Annotated in this window: 16 protein-coding genes, 1 other RNA gene and 1 pseudogene; 4 read left to right on the forward strand and 14 right to left on the reverse strand. The window is 26.6% G+C overall.

All coding sequences use genetic code 11. From position 1 onward, the window contains the following. Positions 1-59 precede the first annotated feature (59 nt). From JAHGCCOI_RS03225 to JAHGCCOI_RS03235, 3 genes are all read left to right on the forward strand, one after another. Entirely contained in the window at positions 60-476 is a 417-nt protein-coding gene (locus tag JAHGCCOI_RS03225; protein WP_479491977.1) for a Panacea domain-containing protein, read from the forward strand. A 231-nt stretch (positions 477-707) separates the two neighbouring features. Continuing rightward, positions 708-1,151 carry a hypothetical protein gene (locus JAHGCCOI_RS03230; protein ID WP_479491937.1) on the forward strand — a complete coding sequence of 148 codons (444 nt, stop codon included), beginning with the start codon at positions 708-710 and terminating at the stop codon, positions 1,149-1,151. Positions 1,152-2,379: 1,228 nt separating this feature from the next. Beyond that, positions 2,380-3,321 carry an IS3 family transposase gene (locus tag JAHGCCOI_RS03235; RefSeq protein ID WP_479492250.1) on the forward strand — a complete coding sequence of 314 codons (942 nt, stop codon included), beginning with the start codon at positions 2,380-2,382 and terminating at the stop codon, positions 3,319-3,321. 452 nt (positions 3,322-3,773) lie between these two features. On the opposite strand, the gene JAHGCCOI_RS03240 is transcribed toward JAHGCCOI_RS03235, so the two are convergent. From JAHGCCOI_RS03240 to JAHGCCOI_RS03275, 8 genes and pseudogenes are all read right to left on the reverse strand, one after another. Beyond that, positions 3,774-4,241: a hypothetical protein gene (locus tag JAHGCCOI_RS03240; protein ID WP_479491978.1), complete on the reverse strand. Its 468-nt coding sequence runs from the start codon at positions 4,239-4,241 to the stop codon at positions 3,774-3,776. Continuing rightward, positions 4,210-4,752: a DnaB-like helicase N-terminal domain-containing protein gene (locus JAHGCCOI_RS03245; protein ID WP_479491979.1), complete on the reverse strand. Its 543-nt coding sequence runs from the start codon at positions 4,750-4,752 to the stop codon at positions 4,210-4,212. Before JAHGCCOI_RS03245 ends, JAHGCCOI_RS03240 begins: the two co-directional genes overlap by 32 nt. Then, positions 4,749-5,237 (reverse strand): annotated as a pseudogene (locus tag JAHGCCOI_RS03250) (ABC transporter ATP-binding protein). The gene JAHGCCOI_RS03245 and the pseudogene JAHGCCOI_RS03250 overlap by 4 nt, the downstream one beginning before the upstream one ends. A 137-nt stretch (positions 5,238-5,374) precedes the next feature. After that, positions 5,375-6,559, reverse strand: a complete 1,185-nt coding sequence (locus JAHGCCOI_RS03255) for a hypothetical protein (RefSeq protein WP_479491980.1) — start codon at positions 6,557-6,559, stop codon at positions 5,375-5,377. A 427-nt stretch (positions 6,560-6,986) separates the two neighbouring features. After that, positions 6,987-8,081, reverse strand: a complete 1,095-nt coding sequence (locus tag JAHGCCOI_RS03260; protein WP_479491981.1) for a metal ABC transporter permease — start codon at positions 8,079-8,081, stop codon at positions 6,987-6,989. Beyond that, a complete protein-coding gene (locus JAHGCCOI_RS03265) occupies positions 8,081-9,145 on the reverse strand; it encodes a metal ABC transporter permease (protein ID WP_227807276.1) in 1,065 nt (354 codons plus the stop codon). The genes JAHGCCOI_RS03260 and JAHGCCOI_RS03265 overlap by 1 nt, the downstream gene beginning before the upstream one ends. A gap of 91 nt (positions 9,146-9,236) precedes the next feature. Continuing rightward, positions 9,237-10,001 carry a metal ABC transporter ATP-binding protein gene (locus tag JAHGCCOI_RS03270; protein ID WP_479491982.1) on the reverse strand — a complete coding sequence of 255 codons (765 nt, stop codon included), beginning with the start codon at positions 9,999-10,001 and terminating at the stop codon, positions 9,237-9,239. Between the two features lie 30 nt (positions 10,002-10,031). Then, entirely contained in the window at positions 10,032-11,183 is a 1,152-nt protein-coding gene (locus JAHGCCOI_RS03275; protein ID WP_479491983.1) for a metal ABC transporter solute-binding protein, Zn/Mn family, read from the reverse strand. A 1,391-nt stretch (positions 11,184-12,574) separates the two neighbouring features. Between JAHGCCOI_RS03275 and JAHGCCOI_RS03280 the strand changes: the two genes are divergently transcribed. Further along, positions 12,575-13,489, forward strand: a complete 915-nt coding sequence (locus JAHGCCOI_RS03280) for a hypothetical protein (protein WP_479491985.1) — start codon at positions 12,575-12,577, stop codon at positions 13,487-13,489. A 286-nt stretch (positions 13,490-13,775) separates the two neighbouring features. Here the strand turns inward: JAHGCCOI_RS03280 and rnpB are convergent. The 6 genes from rnpB to rplU form a co-directional block, all read right to left on the reverse strand. Continuing rightward, positions 13,776-14,147, reverse strand: an RNA gene (gene rnpB / locus JAHGCCOI_RS03285) — RNase P RNA component class B. A gap of 95 nt (positions 14,148-14,242) precedes the next feature. Continuing rightward, complete coding sequence (locus tag JAHGCCOI_RS03290; protein WP_227807272.1) at positions 14,243-14,758, reverse strand: Panacea domain-containing protein; 516 nt, start codon at positions 14,756-14,758, stop codon at positions 14,243-14,245. 342 nt (positions 14,759-15,100) lie between these two features. Next, entirely contained in the window at positions 15,101-16,360 is a 1,260-nt protein-coding gene (gene obgE / locus JAHGCCOI_RS03295) for a GTPase ObgE (RefSeq protein ID WP_479491986.1), read from the reverse strand. A gap of 35 nt (positions 16,361-16,395) precedes the next feature. Continuing rightward, the gene (gene rpmA, locus JAHGCCOI_RS03300) at positions 16,396-16,674 is read right to left on the reverse strand and encodes a 50S ribosomal protein L27 (protein WP_011160463.1); all 279 of its coding nucleotides are present in this window, start codon (positions 16,672-16,674) and stop codon (positions 16,396-16,398) included. Position 16,675: 1 nt separating this feature from the next. Then, complete coding sequence (locus tag JAHGCCOI_RS03305; protein WP_479491988.1) at positions 16,676-17,011, reverse strand: ribosomal-processing cysteine protease Prp; 336 nt, start codon at positions 17,009-17,011, stop codon at positions 16,676-16,678. A 5-nt stretch (positions 17,012-17,016) separates the two neighbouring features. After that, the gene (gene rplU, locus JAHGCCOI_RS03310; protein ID WP_479491989.1) at positions 17,017-17,325 is read right to left on the reverse strand and encodes a 50S ribosomal protein L21; all 309 of its coding nucleotides are present in this window, start codon (positions 17,323-17,325) and stop codon (positions 17,017-17,019) included. Positions 17,326-17,421: the final 96 nt, after the last annotated feature.

Consider the following 17,421-nt stretch of genomic DNA (forward strand, 5'->3'; position numbering starts at 1 on the left):
TACCCAACAAATTGATTACAACAAAAAAGTTCATCAAAAAATAAAGTAAGGAGAATGAAATGAAATATCAAATTAAAAAACTATTGAAGCAACTTAATAAATTAAAAAAAGAATTAGGGTTAATTAAACAATTGTGTTATAATACCAATATGCAAAATTATTATAAAAAGGGGCAAGCAATGCAAAAACAAACTCAAATTGATATCCTAGATGTAGCACAATATATTATTAATTATCAAAATAAAAGTGATTATACTAAAATGAAACTTCAAAAGTTGGTTTTTTTAGTTTATTGTAAGTATTATGTAGATTATAAAAAAGAATTATTTCCTAATGATTTCGAAGCATGGGAGTATGGTCCTGTTTCCCCAAAGTTATATTTAAAAACTTTATCTTATACTTCTGGATTTCAAAAAAGTGATCAAATAAAAGAAAATTTTAAAGAAGATTGTTTTACTTCTGAACAAAAAAAATAATAAATCATATATTAAAGCGATACGGAAGCCGAACTTCAAGTTTTTTAGTTAAATTAACTCATAAAGATCTATCACCATGGTGTAATTGTTTTATCTCAAAAGATTGGAATTTAAATTCTATTACGAATGAAGTTATTTTAAAATATTATTCTAAAAAGGGCAATGCAATTTAAATTATGATAAAAATCAAAGCAATTCAAGAAAATATTGAAAAAATCCAAATGATATATTTTGTTAACAAATGTTTTTTGTTTAGATTTTGATAAATTAAAAAATAAACTTTTAAAATTTTTTAATAACAAAACGTTTGATGAAATTAAAAAAACCAAACATTGTAAATTGTTAAAAGAACCTTTAAGTAAAATAAAAAAATTTTGTAATTTAACAAACGATATTAAAGATCTTCTTTCTGAACAAAATATTTTTAAAATAAGTATTGATAAATGTCAACGAGTTATTGGTTATTTTATTAAACAACAAGATATTTGGTATTTTAATGTTTTTTTATATGATCCTTTTCATCAATATAATTTTTGTGAATCTAACAAAAATTTAAATCAAATTGCTTTGAAACATCTTTATAAGTTTTTGCAAATTAGTAATTTAACTTATGATACAATTCAAAAATTAGTTTATAAGCATCGTAAGCTAAGAAAGATTTTAAAAAAACAGTGAATTAAAAAAATATTTATATTATTAATATCAACCCCGAGATTGAAAAAACGACATCTACGGAACTATTATTACAAATTGGGAGCAAATACACGCTTAATTACAGCAGCCTAACCAACTGCCACGGACTTGATTATTCCGTGAGGTCATGCGGTTGGTCAGTCAAACGAAAGAATGGCGGATTACAGCAGAACCTAAAAGTGGTTAAAAAATGAAAGCTACAAAATCCCAAATGCCTCTTAAACGCATTATTTTGCCCCTCTCGCTTTGATTTAAATCCAATTAGGGTAATAACCCTAGTCTTAATTTATACCCCCCCTTAAATTCAATTTCTTGAAAAAGCAGTCCTCAAAACCCTAGGAAAACACTTACTTTTAATTTTTACAATTTTGACATAAATTAAAACGAATCATTTTTTAAAACTAATTTAGACCACCTCATTTGAGGGGTCATTTTTTTATTTTTAAGGGAGATTTTTTTGATCGTTTTTTGACAACTTTTTTTCATTTTTTTGTCTCTTCCAGACAAAATCGCTAGTGTTTATGGTAAGCAATTTGCCATTTAACCCTGTTATTATATGGCACAACTACCCCAAAATCAAAAACTCCGCATTATTGTGTAAAAAAATGAAACCCATGTCGTTTTATAGGTGAGTTTTTCATTTTTTCGGCCTATATATATATTGTACATCTTTCTTATTAGGTTAAACCCGTGGGTAAACCTAAACACCAATTCAAAAAGCCCTCCAAGGCTGTTTTGAATTGGGTTGTGATAGATAATACTTAATTCGGGTTTAACCTAATAAGAAAGATTTATCATTAATATTATTATATTTAATATTAAATATAATAATATTAATGATAATAATTAAATATAAAAACCTATCAAGGGTTTTTATATTTAATTATAAATAATAAATTTATTATATTATATCATGACATATAATGTTTAGATAAAATATATTATCTAACCAGGTGCCCGTCAAATTAAAAAATTTAACGGTCAAATTAAAATACCCCCTAAATCCCCAAAGGGGACTTCATAAGAAAGGGGGTAATAGTTAATTGTAATGTACTTCGGCTGACCGCCTAGTTCGCTCTGCTCGTCTTAGAATACTAATCATATTATATAATAATTTAATAAATATATTTTAAAATTAATTTTTAATGCATTTTTTAGTTATAATTATTTTTGTAATGAATAAAAAATATTAAGATAATTGGGGTTAATGATGCAAAAATTAAAGAAAAAATTAAAATTATTACAAAATATGGTTTCTCACATTCAAACTATTAATAAAAAAATAGTTTTTAAACTGGTTAAACAATTTGTCAAAGATCTCAATTTAACTACCATTTTAAAAACAATTCGTATTAATCGAAGTACTTATTATTATTGGCTAAAAATTGAAAAAAAGTTAAAATTAAAAGAAACAAAACATTTTTTGCAACAACAACGTATTCAAACTTTATGTTTACAACATGAATATTTTTACGGTCATCGTAAAATTACTGATTTATACCAAGAAATTTTTAATGAATTTATTACTAAGAAAAAAGTTTATCTTATCATGAAAGAAAATAATATTTGTTGTAAGTTAAGGCCTAAAAAAAATAAATATTATTATAAAAATTTAGAATCTAACCTCAAAGTAGTCCCAAATTTAATTAATCAAAACTTTACTACCTCCCAACCCATGAAAAAACTATTTACCGATATTACTTATTTTCCCACTCCCCAAGGATTTATTTATTTTTCGTGTATTATTGATTCTTTTAATAATCAAATTATTGCCTCCCACACTTCAAACCGACAAAATAAAGAATTAATTTTAAATACAATCAAAAAAATTCCTACTTTAAAAACCCCTTGTATTATTCATTCAGACCAAGGTAAAGTTTATCAATCTCTAAAAGTACAAAAAGTTTTAACTAAAAAAGGGTTTTTAATTAGTATGTCTCGTAAAGCAACCCCACGTGATAACGCTGTCATTGAAAATCTTTTTGGCCAGATGAAAAGTATTTTATCCAACCAACATCCCTTTTTATTCCAAAAAACACCAAGTAAAATCAAAAAAATTATCAACCAATTCCCTTCTTTTTGGAATAATAAATGGTTATTAACTAAATTAAACAATTTATCTCCTTTGCAATACTTTCAAACTTTTAGATAAATATTTAATTATGGATATATAAAATTATAACCTTTGGAAAAAGGTTGTTTTGTTGTACATTTTTTTCTATAAAAATCAAAAATTCCGCATTATTGTGTAAAAAAATGAAACCCATGTCGTTTTATAGGTGAGTTTTTCATTTTTTCGACCTATATATATAGTGTAGGGATAAAATATTTAAAAAAAATATCTTTTGAAACTAGCAAATTATTAAAAAACATTAGACACTTTTTAAGTGTAATGAAATTACTTTGTTAGTTTGAAAAGATATGAAATTATCTATTTAATTTTAAGTCTTAAAGAGTAATTTTGAAATAAAAAAGTGTCTAAAAAAACGGAACAGTTCAGATTTTGTGGATTGTGATAATGTTTCATAATTATTTCGTGTTTTTTAGCATCAAACATTTTATTTCTTTCTGGCACTTATAATACAAAATATGTGAATAATTTGATTATAACCATTTTTGTTGAATTTGTTCTCTTAACTCATTCTGGTCTTTTACCATAATATAATCCTGAGTTGTGCCACCATGTAAAAATTGTACTTTTCTATAATGAGTGTCATTTAAAACTTGTTTAAGGATTGTAACTTTGGGAGTTGTCTCGGTTCCTGTTTTAGCAGCTAAAATAACAGCATAAGATAAAAAAACATCTTCTTGAGGTTCAATATTTTCTTCTTTGCCTAAACCAATAGAACCGACTCTTACAAAATTACTATCTCTCATCATACCAGGACAATTAATTGCAAGATCATATTTTTGAGTATCTTGCAATTTTTGAGGAATTTCTAAAAGATGCGAAGTTTTAATAAATTCAAAATCATAAATGTTTTTGACATCCTTTAAGGATAGATTAAAACCTTTTTCTTTGATGGTCTGTTCGCTTACTTCAACGAGTCCTAATTTTTTGAGCAAAATCACAAGGAGCTATGTGCAATTCATTAAAAAGGGCGTACAAAACACGTAAATGTTTGTGTTTTTTAACATCTTCCAAAGTTTTGAGTCCTAAAGTATTTGCTTTGTGGACGTATAATCCATATTTAGGATGAAATAAGGGGCTTACCATTGTTAAAGGCAAAGTTCCTTCTTTGGTTTTATAAATTTGATTATATCCTTTCATAGTATGAAAATTATTACCAATATTAGCATCAATCAAACCTTGTTTTAAGGCGTCATTACCTGACAATTGATATTGGGTTGGAACGGAACAGTTCACTCCTATTTGTTTTAATAATTTTTCATTTTCTAAAATAGAACTTACTGAAGAATAATCAATTTCTTTATTATTTTGATGTAATATTTTCATGGCTTTAAAAATATTTTTATGATGAGGACTGTAAAAGTCAGTTTCTGTAATTTCATTAAAAACTAAAGAAATTATTTCGGGGTTTAAAAGTAAAACCCCCAACAAAGCACGTTCTGCTTGAATCATCTGAGGTGTTCCAAAATCATTTTAGGATTTTTAATTAAAGCACGAGCAATACTTACTCTTTGTTTTTGTCCTCCTGAAAGTTGATTAGGATAGCGAGTTTCTAGACCGTCCAATTCTACTTGTTTTAATATTTGTTGCATTTTCCAATTATCTACTTGTTTTGATTGTAGTGCACAAGCCATTTGAATATTTTCAAAAACTGTTAAATTATCTAATAAATTATATTCTGGGAAAACAAATCCTAAAAAATAATTGCGATAAGCATCTAGTTCGAATGAAGCAAATTCATTAATGTTTCATCCTAAAACTGTAATATTTCCCTTAGTGGGTTTGTCAAGCCCTCCTATGAGATTCAATAAAGTAGACTTACCAGAACCTGATTTACCAATAATAAAAACTAATCCTTTTTGAGGCAATTGAAAAGAAACATTTTCAAGGACTTCTGTATTTTGAAATTTTTTAAATAAATGGTTAATTTTTAACATAAAAATTAATCTCCTTTTTATTTCGTATGAAATTGAAATAAAAACACTAATAATGTAATATTTAAGAAATAATAATAGCAAATGATGTAAAATAAATTATTGTTTTTTGCTTATTTATTATTTAAGAATAAAAAAGTTTATTTTGTTTTATTTAAGGTAACTTTTTTACTTATTTGTGGTTTTTTAATTTGATTTTTTTTAATTTTTTTAATTATAAACCAGTAAAGAAATGCAATAACTAAAGCAGTAAAAGCAACAGCAGCGGTAATAACTTGAAATATGTGGCCTTTAACTGCATCTGTAGCTTTTTGAGGAACATCTTTTTTAGCTTGTTCTACTTTATTTTGAAGTTTTTCCTCAGCTTTATTGCTTATATATTGAGCTAATCTGTTTGTTAAATTATAAGCTATTGTTTTAACATCATTACTTTTTTCTCCTAAACACCAACCAAGCAATTTAGTTGCAAATTTATGATTATTTAGAAAATTTTTAATAGAAGGTATTTCTTCTTGTGAATTTAAATCAGAAGGTGTAGGAGTGGCATCAGCATTAGCAGAAGGCCAAAAATTATTAATTTTATCTTTAATAGATGCCCAAAGACTTTTATATTCTTGTACATCATTTATATTTTGTAATTTATTCCAATCTTCTTTTATTTGTTGAACTTTTTGTAAATTATCCAACGCAGTTTTATAAGCTTCTTTTAAGGGTTGAGGAGTTTGATTATCCACAAAAGGAAAAAAACTTATAAAAGAGTGCCACCAAGTTGGAGAAGGTTTTAATAAATTGGAAGCTTCTTGAAACTTATTTTCTTTTAAATTGTTTTCTACTTCTTCATATTGTTGTTCCGCTTTTTTATATGCTTCATCAGATTCTAACATATTTTTTAATGTTTCGTCTTGTTGGATTAATTCTTTAATTTTTTCTTTTTTTTCTTCAATGGCAGTTATTTCTTCTTTGATTTGGTTTAATAATTGTGTGTCAATATTTTCAGGGGATTTGGTTCCTGGCAATATATTATAAATAGCTGTTCTACCTTCTTTGACTTTATTCCAAAACCAAGAAACAAACCCTTCTTTTTGTTCTTCTTGCTTTTCTTCTTTTGGTTTATTTAATTGATTATCTTTTGCATCATTTTGATCTTTATTATTCCCCTTATTTGCACTTTCTTCTTTCTGTGCATAAACAAAATTATTATTAAAATAAGGATTCTTCTTCTTAAAAAAACTAAAACTACAAACATTAAAAACTATAAAAATAAAAAAATTAACTAAATTTAATATTAATGCTAAACATAATATTTTTTTACCTATAAATTTCATCGTTTTACTCCTTAGTTTTATAGAACATTTAAGTATTACATTAAATGTTATGATAAGATATTTTATTGTCATTATAATTTATTTTAGTTTTTTCTAAGTTAAACAAATAAATTAATTTTTTTGATAATTATGGTTTTGCGGTGCAAAGTTAAAAATAATTCATGATGTTTTTGGTGATAATAAAGTGTTGATATAAAATAGGAAAGTGTTGTTCCTAATTTCTATATACTTATAAATGCTACCTTATTTATTATAACTTAATTTTATAAAACAAAAGCAAATTTGTGATGTTGGTAAGCTAAAAAAATACCTTAGCAAAGGGTTAATTTTTTTTATTTAAGTGTTTTAAAATTCTTTCAATATGATAAAACTCATTATAAATATGATAAAGCCCACTTTATTGAAGTTGTTTGTTGGGTGTAGGTTTTTATATCCAAAGAGCAATTTTTTCTTCTAAAATATAGTTTCCTGAATCATTTAGTATTACTTGATTTTGCTTTATTTGAATATAGCCTTTTTTTAAAGCATTATTAAGACATTTATTATAACGAGATAAAGACCATTTTAGATCTTTATAAATCTCTTGAAAATGGTTTTTTTGTAATTGATCTTGATGATTTTTGAGATGCATTAGTAAAGAAATAATCATAAATTCTTTTTTTTGCAAATTATTTTTAATCATTTTGGCAACAATTCCAGTTTTAGGGGCTAAGAAGAAAAAGAGCAAAAAGTTCACTAAATTCATAAAAGCAATTAATCCTGATACTGGTAAATTAAGTCCAATTGCCAAATAATAACCAAGACTAGAATTCACAAATGCAAGCCATAAAGAAAGCAAAAAGCTATTATATAGATTCTTAGTAACTAAAAGATATGTAGCAGCAGGTCCAATCATACAAGAAATTACCATAATAGAACCAACTACATCAAAAGAAATAACAGCTGTCATAGAAACTAAAAACATCAATAAATAATTAATTAAATTAGTTGAAAAGCCGAGGATTACAGCAAGAGTAGGGTCGAAAATATAGATTTTTAATTCTTTATAAAAGAAAAGCACAAACAACAAATTAAGACATAAAAGAGGAATAATTTTTTTGAGTTGTTTAATGTGGGTAAGTTCAATATTGCCTAAAAAAACAGCATCAGTATCTAAATGTTCGTGTCTTGTATAAAGACTTATCAAAATAATTGCTACCGAAAAGAAAAAAGTAAACACAATCCCAATAGAAGCATCTTTGGTAACTTTAGAATGTTTGCCTAAAAGTTCTACCATATAAGATGTAAGCACACCTACTAAAGCAGCTCCCATAATTAAAAGAGGGGAATTAAGATTTTTAACTACTAAAAAAGCTACAACTATTCCTAATAAAACACTATGACTCATAGCATCAACTACCATAGAAGACTTTTTCAATACTAAAAAAACTCCTAAACTAGCCAAAGTCAAAGAACAAAATAAAATAACTAAAAAAACATCTAGTTCAAAGCCACCAACAACATTATTTATAAAACTTATCATTAAACAATGCCATCAATTAAATTTTCAACTAATTTAATTCCTTTAGGTGTTAATTGGGCTTTTTGATTTTGTAACATTAAATATTTTTCCTTCCATAAAAAACTTTCTATTTGAATTATTGGCAAACTCAAAGTATGAGTTTCTTCTTGTTCGTAATAAAGATGAATAAGTTGACGAAATTTTTTAATCTTTTTTTGATATTTAATTTTTTGCACATATCTACTAATAACTCCATATTTAGGAGAAAATAGCAAGGACAAAGCAATAAATAAAGTAGTAATAACAATAATAATTGGTCCTGTTGGCATATCTTGTACACTATTGCTTATAAAAACTCCAATTAAACTAGAAAAGGAAGTAACAATGGAAGCAACAATAACATTAGTAACAAATCTATCACTAAATTGACGAGCAATTACTCCTGGCATAATTAAAAAGGCACTTGTCAAAATAATACCAATAATTTTTAAACTAATAACTACTACTCCAATTAATAAGAAATTAAGAATAAAAGTCATAATTTTAGTGTTAAATCCTACACTTTGGGCAAACTTATCATCAAAAATATAAATTTTGAATTCTTTCCACAAGCCAACTACCACAACTAAAGTAATTAAAGCCATAATGCCAGTAGAAATCATATCTAGTTCAGTTACTAAAGCAATTTGCCCTAAGATAAATTTTTCCAAAGTAGCTATTTTGTTATCCTCACCAGTATTTTGAGCAATGGCAATCAAAACGTTGCCAAGACCAAAAAAAGAAGCAAGCACTAACGATAAGACTGTATCTGATTTAATTTTGGAATATTTTTTAATAAGTTCCATCAAAAGCAAAGTAACAAACGAGGCAAGAATAGCACCCAGCCACAAAACCCAAATATCTGTACTACGAGCAAAAAGATAAACTAAGGCAATTCCTGGCAAAGCGGTATGAGAAAGAGCATCTCCAATTAAGGCTTGTTTTTTCAGGATAATAAAAACACCTAAAATACCTGATGTAAATCCTAAAAAACTAGCTGCTAAAAGCACTTTAACAACAGTATAATTAAATTCTAAAGCAAACATATTTCATCCTTTCTTATTTATTGATTATTTTATTATATGATTATTTATTTTAATCATTTATATTTAATTTGATTATTTATTTTGGTTCTTTTTATTTAGTTGTTTTGGGGGTTTGCAAATTATGGATGTCTTTTTTTAATTGTTTATTTTGAAAAGTTTTAGTTAAATTAGTTTGGTTAAAAACTTCATCCGTAGTACCATTTGCAATTTTTTGTACGTTTACCAAAACTACATGATCAAAATATTGAGTCACTGTTTCTAAATCATGGTGCACTACAATAATGGTTTTATTTTCTTTTTGCAAATCTTTTAAAACTTGGATAATTTTTTTTTCTGTTTGGATATCAACTCCTTGAAAAGGCTCGTCCATAAAATAAATATCTCCTTGTTGAGCTAAGGCACGAGCTAAAAAAATTCTTTGTTGTTGTCCGCCTGAAAGTTCAGATATTTGACGGTCCTTAAGGTCTTGCATTCCTGTTTTTTCCAAAGATTGCATTACTATTTCTTTATCTTTAGCAGTTGGTTTTTTAAACCATCCTAAATGTCCGTAGCGGCCCATCAAAACAACATCAAACACAGTAGTTGGAAAATCCCAATCAACTGAATTTCTTTGTGGCACGTAGGAAATTTTTTTTCTTACTTGTCCATATTTTTGATTATAAAATAAAACTTCTCCAGAAACTTTGGGAATCAATTCTAAAATAGTTTTAATTAAAGTAGATTTTCCAGCACCATTAGGACCCAAAATAGCTGTCAAAGAGCTTTGATAAATATCTAAATCAATATCCCACAAAACTGGTTTTAGATGATAAGCTACAGTTAGATCTCTAATTTTAATGGCTATTTTTTTTTTCATTATAATCTCCTTATTTCTTTGTTATTGTTGTTATTGTTTTAATTCTTTTTCTATTGTATGAATGTTGTGTAATAAAGCTCCAATATAGGTGGAATGTTTGTATTTTGTTGGTTTGGAATTCCCGTCTTTATCTTTGTCGGCTTCAAATTCTATTGGCTCTTCGCTTTCTGAACCCAAAGCATCAGCGTATAATTCTTCATCACTTTTTTTAATATTATGACCTTTACTTTTTACAGATTCTTTAAGAGAATCAAGCGTTCCTTCTGGAAAAGCACTTTCTACAAAAATAGCTTTTACTTGGTTTTCAACCAGTTTATTAGCTAATTCTTCAATATCGCTGATACTTGCTTCTGTTTGGGTAGAAATTCCTTGAATTGGACTTAATTCAAAATCATATTTTCTAGCTAAATAAGAAAAAGCATCATGGGCAGTAACTAAAATAAATGTTTTGCCTTGAGAAGAAAATTGTCCTTTTAATTCGTTAAATTTCTTGCCTACATATGTATCTAATAATTTTAATTTTCGTGCATATGTGTCGCAATTATTTTTTAAATTAGCAATATCCATTTTGCTAAAACGTAGATCTTTTTCTTTTTTCAATACTGTTTTTAATTTGTATTTTAATTGTTTTAAAACTTTAATCCAAAGATCTATATCAAACCAAATATGAGGATCTGGTCCATGAGTATCTTCATCTCGCTTAATATTTTCTTCTTTAATGTGTTCCTCCTCTTTACCTTCTTGATTTATAACTTTGGTATGCGTTTCATCTAACTGCACTACGGTAAAGGAATTATTCGTTAAAAGCGGGAAGGCTTCTGCCATTTTAGCTTCCAAATGCAGTCCATTAATCACAACTAAATCAGCTTCTTTAATTTTTTTGCGATCTGATAATTTGGTTTTGTAATTGTGCGGATCAATTCCTACTCCCATCAAAGAATCAACTTGAATACCTTCAATTTTTTGATATTCGTTTTGTTCTTCTTCTGCCACATCACCAACTAAATGCCTGACTAAATCTTTTAACATGGTAGTAGTCGTTACTATTTGTAAATCTTTTGAAGCAGTTTTGGCATTATTGGTTTTTGTCAAAGATAAAAAAGGAATAGAAAAAATCAGCGTTGTTATTGTTGCCAAAAGAAAAATGATTATTTTTTGTTTGTGTTTAATAAAAAAATCCATAATTATGGTCTCCTTTTGCCTTTCTGAATTGATTTAAAATGATCTAAAATGGAACTATTTTGTGAGGTAAAAAACGATGTTATAAAAAATATCTAATGATATGCAATTATAAATTAGTGGTTTTGGAATTTCTTTGTAAAATCCATCATTAAAAATTTCAATTTTGATACAGTTATGGCTATACATTTGTAATAAAGTAGCAAAAATATTTAATTATAATGAGGGCTAATTTGTTATTTGGGGGGGTTGGTTTGGGTTAATTTTAGTAATAAAATGTTTTTATTTTATATTTTAAAATAAGTTTATTACTTATAATTTCATTTTTTAAAATGTGTTTCATATTTACATTATGAAAAAACTAAAACTTTAAAGATATTTATTATATCTTAATATAAATTAATGCAAAATATTATGCAAGTGTTTTTGAAATGGTTTTGTAATACCTCGTATAAATGACCCTGAATAAATATAAAAAAAGGGGGGTACAAAAACTAAATTAAGGCGTTAAGGGAAATGTTGCAAATATAATAATTTAGTGCCAAAGTTATTAAAAAAAGATACAAATATGACTTTAGGGTGCAAAATTGATAAAACTTACAATAATTAACAAAATCTAAATTACAATTAACGCTAATTTGTTGTTGGTGGTGTTTGTTGCGAAAAATGATAAAATTATGGCTAAGAATTAAATAAAAGAGGCTATTAACACAATAATAAACTTAGAAAATATGCTTATTATTTTCCAAAACATTGCAAACATATTATAAAAATAATTTAATTAATGATTAAATATATTGGGGATTATATAAATTATTATACAAATAAGATTTTATTTTGTGAAAATCAATTGCAAAAAAATAATTTTTGGGTTTGAGTTTGAAAGCAATTGCAAAATAGAAATATATCCATTATGTAAATTGTATATAATTAAAAATAAAGAATAAATATAGTTAATTTATTATCTTGTTTGTTTTGCTAATATGTGATTTGTGAAAAATTAACAAAATTAGAAATAAATAATTTATAAAGTTAGTAGTTGCTTTTGAATATTTTAAATCTAAGATAAGTAAGAGTTTAGAAGTTAAGACTCAAAATATTTAAATAATTATACTTATATTATAATATAAAATTGTTAAAATTAAACATAAAAAAACAAAAAAATAACTTTTGGCACAATATTTTAATTCAAATTTTTTTATTTGGGGGGCGTAAAATAAAATTAAAGGATGCAAAGTTGTTGAAAAAGGCACAATAATAAAATGTGATAAATACAAATGTTGCACAAAAAATATAATTATACTGTAATATTTTAATGGGGTTATTTTTGAAACCCTTTAATATTTATAGAAAAGTAAAATATTTGTAATATGCAAATCCAAAGCAAAGCAATTATGCGTTTGTTTCCCAAATACTTTACTTTAATTTTATTCATGATTTTATTGGGCATACATTTTTGCAATCAAATTAGTATTTATGCTGGAAAACAACAACAACTAGAAAACATCCAAGAAAAGGAAAATGGAGTAGGGGTTGAAAAAAATGCAAATAACACACAACAAAAACCCCAAATAATAAATAATCTGCCTTTAAAAAATTTAAAGAATCCCAAAAATTTCGAACAATTATTTCCCCTAGAAAAAAGAACAATCAATGATTTTAGTTATTATAAACAAAATAATCAATTAACCAAAGAAGATATTATAATTGCTTTAAATGGCATACTTAAAGAAATAAATAAAGAATCAAACATCCAAATACAAAGCGATGATTTTGAAATAGCAAGCGAACAATTAGAAGAAAAATATGAATCGGAAGAAATGCAATGGCAAGGCAGTTTTCAAATTGAAGATATATTGGGCAATAAAATAGAATTTAATTTTACTAAAAAAACGATAAACTTGGAGGACATTATTACAAATGCCCATTTAGGAACAATACAAATAACACCTAATATTACTGATGAACAAAGAAAGCAATTAATATGTGAAGCTATTTGGCAAAAAAATCCTCAACTTCAAAATAAATTTTTACCTAAAGATTTTCAATTTAGCAAAAACAAAGATGGCAGTAATAATTTTTGTAAAATAGAATACGATTTAGCAAAAGAAGACCAATATCACGAATATGAAAGCGAAATGGAACTAGAAATTAACTATCAACAAGAAACAAATGCAGCTTCAACAACTAAAACTACTAAAACTACTAAAACAAATTCAATAATTTTTTATACAATTATAATAATTATAACTGGTCTAATAGTTGCTTTTTTACTAATTTTAATTTATAAAATCAAACATCAAAAATAAATAAATTGCTATCTTTACTTATTTAATATCTTTTAAGAAATATCACAATATGAAAAGCATAAAGACAATGAAAGCCAAACTTTACAGTTTGGCTTTTTTGTTTATAAAGGGGGAACAAATAATTTTTAAATTACTTAAAAACAAATAAAATACAATAATTATAAATGAATAATATAAATAACATTAATTATAATTCTTGCCAAAATATAGATATACCAAATAATAAATATAATAGCAAGCAAATAATCTTTATTGATTTTTAAATAATTTAATAAAAAAGGTCAATGTGCATAAGCCATGTTCTGTTCTTGTTAAACAAGTGTGGCTATTTATCTTCTACTAATAAGTAGTGCAAAACTAATTTCATTTAATCGCTTTGCATGCCCCTACCATTATTTTGGGTTGTTAGCTTGAGGGGTTTATCGCGTTTCACTTAATTATTTCTAATTAACTCGTCTCTGTGACACTTTCAGTTTTTATCTCATAGATTAAAATAATGTAATTATTGCAATCCTTAGAGCTAAAAAACGCCGTTACTTTTTACAGTACTCTAAGTTATTAATTCCTTAGACACAAACACTACATGCAATCGCAGCATGTGCTAACATGGACTTTCCTAAGCTTAAAATACTTATTTTAAACCTCAGCCACTTCCATTGACCTCTTTTATTGTATCAAACATTAAAGTAAAATGCAATCTTTAAATTATGTTTGTAGATATTTTATTAATTTTATTTAACAATCCACAATATTTTACATCCTTTGTAAACAAGTAGGACAATATTTAGGAAAAACATACCAATTACTAGAATCTTTAAAATAATGATATATTGCCTCATCAGGAATATAACAGGTTTTGGGAAAATGATACATTGGAGTTTCTTCAAAATAATTATCAAAGGGAGCTTCTCTCATGGATTGCCTCATCAAAGATCCTGAATCTACCCATCCATATTTGGAAATAATGAAATCCATTACTTGTTTTCTTTCCCAATTTAATTTACTTTCACAAGTTTGAGAAACAGGCTCTTTAATAATTTCGTCTTTGTCATAATGTTTAAGTTTTTGATATAATCTTTTAAAAACAGGTCCTTTTTGCCATGCTTCTACTAGATTAACAGCCAAAGATTCTTTATATTTAACTAAATAAGCAGCATAAGAATAGTAAAGTAGCTTTTGGAGTTTCATATGATTAACATCAATTCTTTTAATAATATAATTAGCACAATCAGATATATAAATTCTAGTATTTCTAGTTACAAAATTCATGATTTAGTCCTTTTGTTTTAAGTATTTGTTTTTGCTTTTTATTTTATTATAACTCAATTTTGATGAATTAGGTTATATTTTTGACTGGGGAAAGTAAAATTTGGGTTGTTTAAAGGGGTGGTATGTTGTTTTATTTGCTTTGTATGTTGTTTTTGTTGGTTTTGGGTAATAAAAAAGATCTTATATTAAGATCTTGCATTTATTTATTTAGTTTTGGGGGCAAAAAAGATTTATAATGGGAGGTTATGAAGTGTAAGAAAAATATTTTTAAATAATAAGGGGGGTGATTTAGCATTTTTTTATGGAGCAAAAATATAATTTCTTTATGTTATAATTACCAAATTATAAAAAATCAAACAAACGATCAAAAATTTTAACTTGATCTCCTGGTTTGGCTCCTTGTTTTTGTAATTGTTCTTCCATTCCTATTTTTTTCAATATTCTATTAAATCTTTTTACAGCTTCTTCGTTGTTAAAATCAGTACGATGAAAAAAAGTTTCTACTTGCTTACCAGACACAACAAAAACAGAATCACTTTCTTTAATAACAGAAATAGTATTTTGATTATCAGGAAGGGTGTATAATTTAAATTCGTTGTTTTTGTTTGGAGTAACTTCTAAGGGAGTATTTTGCAAAAGGGAGCTCATTTCATATTTTAAGGTCTCTAAATTATCAAAAGAAACTAAAGAAAGAGGGATAATTGGTTGGTCTTTGATTTGTTGTTTTAAAAGAGTAAGTTTTTGCAAAGCATCAGGTAAATCCATTTTATTGGTAACAATAATTTGTTTTTTAAGTAATAATTGGGGATTGTATTGACTTAATTCTTGATTTAAAGTTTGGAAATCTTGGTAAGGATTGGCACTTTCCATACTTAAAATATGAACTAAAACACGACATCTTTCAATATGTTTTAAAAATTGAATTCCCATACCACAACCTAAATGAGCATTGGCAATTAGTCCTGGTAGGTCAGCAACTACAAAACTAAAACCATCTACTTCAACAACTCCTAAATGAGGTTTAATTGTGGTAAAAGGATAGGAAGCAACTTTGGGTTGGGCTTTGGAAATAGCAGAAATAAGAGAGGATTTACCAACACTTGGAAAACCTAATAAACCAATATCAGCTAAAACTTTAAGTTCTGTTTTGATTTTAAAACTTTCACCTAAATCACCTTTTTCAGCATAACTTGGAGCTTGATTTTTAAAAGTAGCTAATGCTTTATTACCTTTGCCGCCTTTGCCGCCTTTAGCAATAACTAAGGTTTGTTGATCGTATAAAATCTCTCCTAAAAACTTGTTATCAGCAGTATAAAAAACTGTCCCCAAAGGAACTTTAACATAAAGATGAGGGGCGTTGGCTCCATTTTGACCTTTATTTTTGCCATTTATTCCATGTGGTGCTTTAAGATGTTTTTGATATTTTAATTTTAATAAGGTAGTCTCGTCTTTGTCGCCTACAAAAATAACAGACCCGCCGTTGCCACCATTGCCACCAGCAGGTCCTCCAAAAGCTACATATTTTTCTCTTCTAAAAGCAACGATGCCATGACCACCATTGCCAGCAAAAACTTCATTAAAGGCTTCGTCAACAAAATGCAAACTAAATACCTGCTTTCATTAAATGCATAAAAAAATTATTGCAGATAAACAGAAACTTTTTTACGACCATGCTTTTTTTCAAATTTAATAATGCCACTCATTTTAGCAAATAAAGTGTCATCTCCACCTCTACCAACATTAAAACCAGGGTGAATTTTGGTTCCTCTTTGACGATAAATAATAGCGCCTGCTTTGGCAAATTGACCGTCAGAAAGTTTAGCACCTAATCTTTTGGAATGAGAATCTCTACCGTTTCGAGTAGAACCTGCTCCTTTTTTAGAAGCAAATAACTGGATTTGTAATTGCAATAACATGTTATAACCTCTTTCTTGTTTGAATTTGAGATATTTTTTTAAAATTATTGGGATATTGTTTGGCTAAATTGCAGATAGTGTATTCTAAATTATCTAGCAAAGTAAAAAGAACAGTATTTTGGGTGGTTTTCACTTCTAATTCAAACAACTTATCTTGTAGATTATAGGTAATATCTGTTTGGAATTGAAGTTTTTCTAAAGCATTTAAAGTTACAATAATAGCAGTAGAAACCGAAGCACACACAATATCAAAACTTTTAGGAGCATATAAAGCGTGCCCCCAAACTTGAATACTAGTAATTTTTTTTTGTTCTTTGTAAAAACAATAGCGAATCATAGTTTTTAAACAATGATTTTAGTAATCAAAAGTTTAGTATAGGATTGTCTGTGTCCTTGTTTACAACGATATTTTTTACGTTTTTTATACTTAAACACAATAATTTTTTTAGCGCGATGGTGCTTGATTACTTGAGCTGTTACTTTAGCGTCTTTAACAAAAGGGGTGCCTAAAACAGGATTGGAGCCACCAACAGCTAAAACTTCTTGAAATTGATAAGTTGTTTCTGGCTCAACATTTAGTTTTTCAACATAAATTTCTTGTCCTTCAGAAACACGGAATTGTTTTCCCCCAGTTTTGATGATTGCAAACATTTTCTTTCCTCCTTGGAAAAATTGCAAATTATCTTGGATAATTTATTGGATCTGATAATAATTAATTGTTTAAAAACAATGGTTTTTATATTTTTT

The sequence above is a fragment of the Mulberry dwarf phytoplasma genome (genome assembly GCF_056504655.1).

What these genes read in the sequence shown, in the direction of transcription:
- JAHGCCOI_RS03225 (WP_479491977.1), top strand. Translation starts at nt 60, where the DNA reads ATGAAATATCAAATTAAAAAACTATTGAAGCAACTTAATAAATTAAAA.
- JAHGCCOI_RS03235 (WP_479492250.1), top strand. Translation starts at nt 2,380, where the DNA reads ATGCAAAAATTAAAGAAAAAATTAAAATTATTACAAAATATGGTTTCT.
- JAHGCCOI_RS03245 (WP_479491979.1), bottom strand. Translation starts at nt 4,752, where the DNA reads ATGATTCAAGCAGAACGTGCTTTGTTGGGGGTTTTACTTTTAAACCCC.
- JAHGCCOI_RS03255 (WP_479491980.1), bottom strand. Translation starts at nt 6,559, where the DNA reads ATGAAATTTATAGGTAAAAAAATATTATGTTTAGCATTAATATTAAAT.
- JAHGCCOI_RS03260 (WP_479491981.1), bottom strand. Translation starts at nt 8,081, where the DNA reads ATGATAAGTTTTATAAATAATGTTGTTGGTGGCTTTGAACTAGATGTT.
- JAHGCCOI_RS03265 (WP_227807276.1), bottom strand. Translation starts at nt 9,145, where the DNA reads ATGTTTGCTTTAGAATTTAATTATACTGTTGTTAAAGTGCTTTTAGCA.
- JAHGCCOI_RS03270 (WP_479491982.1), bottom strand. Translation starts at nt 10,001, where the DNA reads ATGAAAAAAAAAATAGCCATTAAAATTAGAGATCTAACTGTAGCTTAT.
- JAHGCCOI_RS03275 (WP_479491983.1), bottom strand. Translation starts at nt 11,183, where the DNA reads ATGGATTTTTTTATTAAACACAAACAAAAAATAATCATTTTTCTTTTG.
- JAHGCCOI_RS03280 (WP_479491985.1), top strand. Translation starts at nt 12,575, where the DNA reads ATGCGTTTGTTTCCCAAATACTTTACTTTAATTTTATTCATGATTTTA.
- JAHGCCOI_RS03290 (WP_227807272.1), bottom strand. Translation starts at nt 14,758, where the DNA reads ATGAATTTTGTAACTAGAAATACTAGAATTTATATATCTGATTGTGCT.
- rpmA (WP_011160463.1), bottom strand. Translation starts at nt 16,674, where the DNA reads ATGTTATTGCAATTACAAATCCAGTTATTTGCTTCTAAAAAAGGAGCA.
- JAHGCCOI_RS03305 (WP_479491988.1), bottom strand. Translation starts at nt 17,011, where the DNA reads ATGATTCGCTATTGTTTTTACAAAGAACAAAAAAAAATTACTAGTATT.
- rplU (WP_479491989.1), bottom strand. Translation starts at nt 17,325, where the DNA reads ATGTTTGCAATCATCAAAACTGGGGGAAAACAATTCCGTGTTTCTGAA.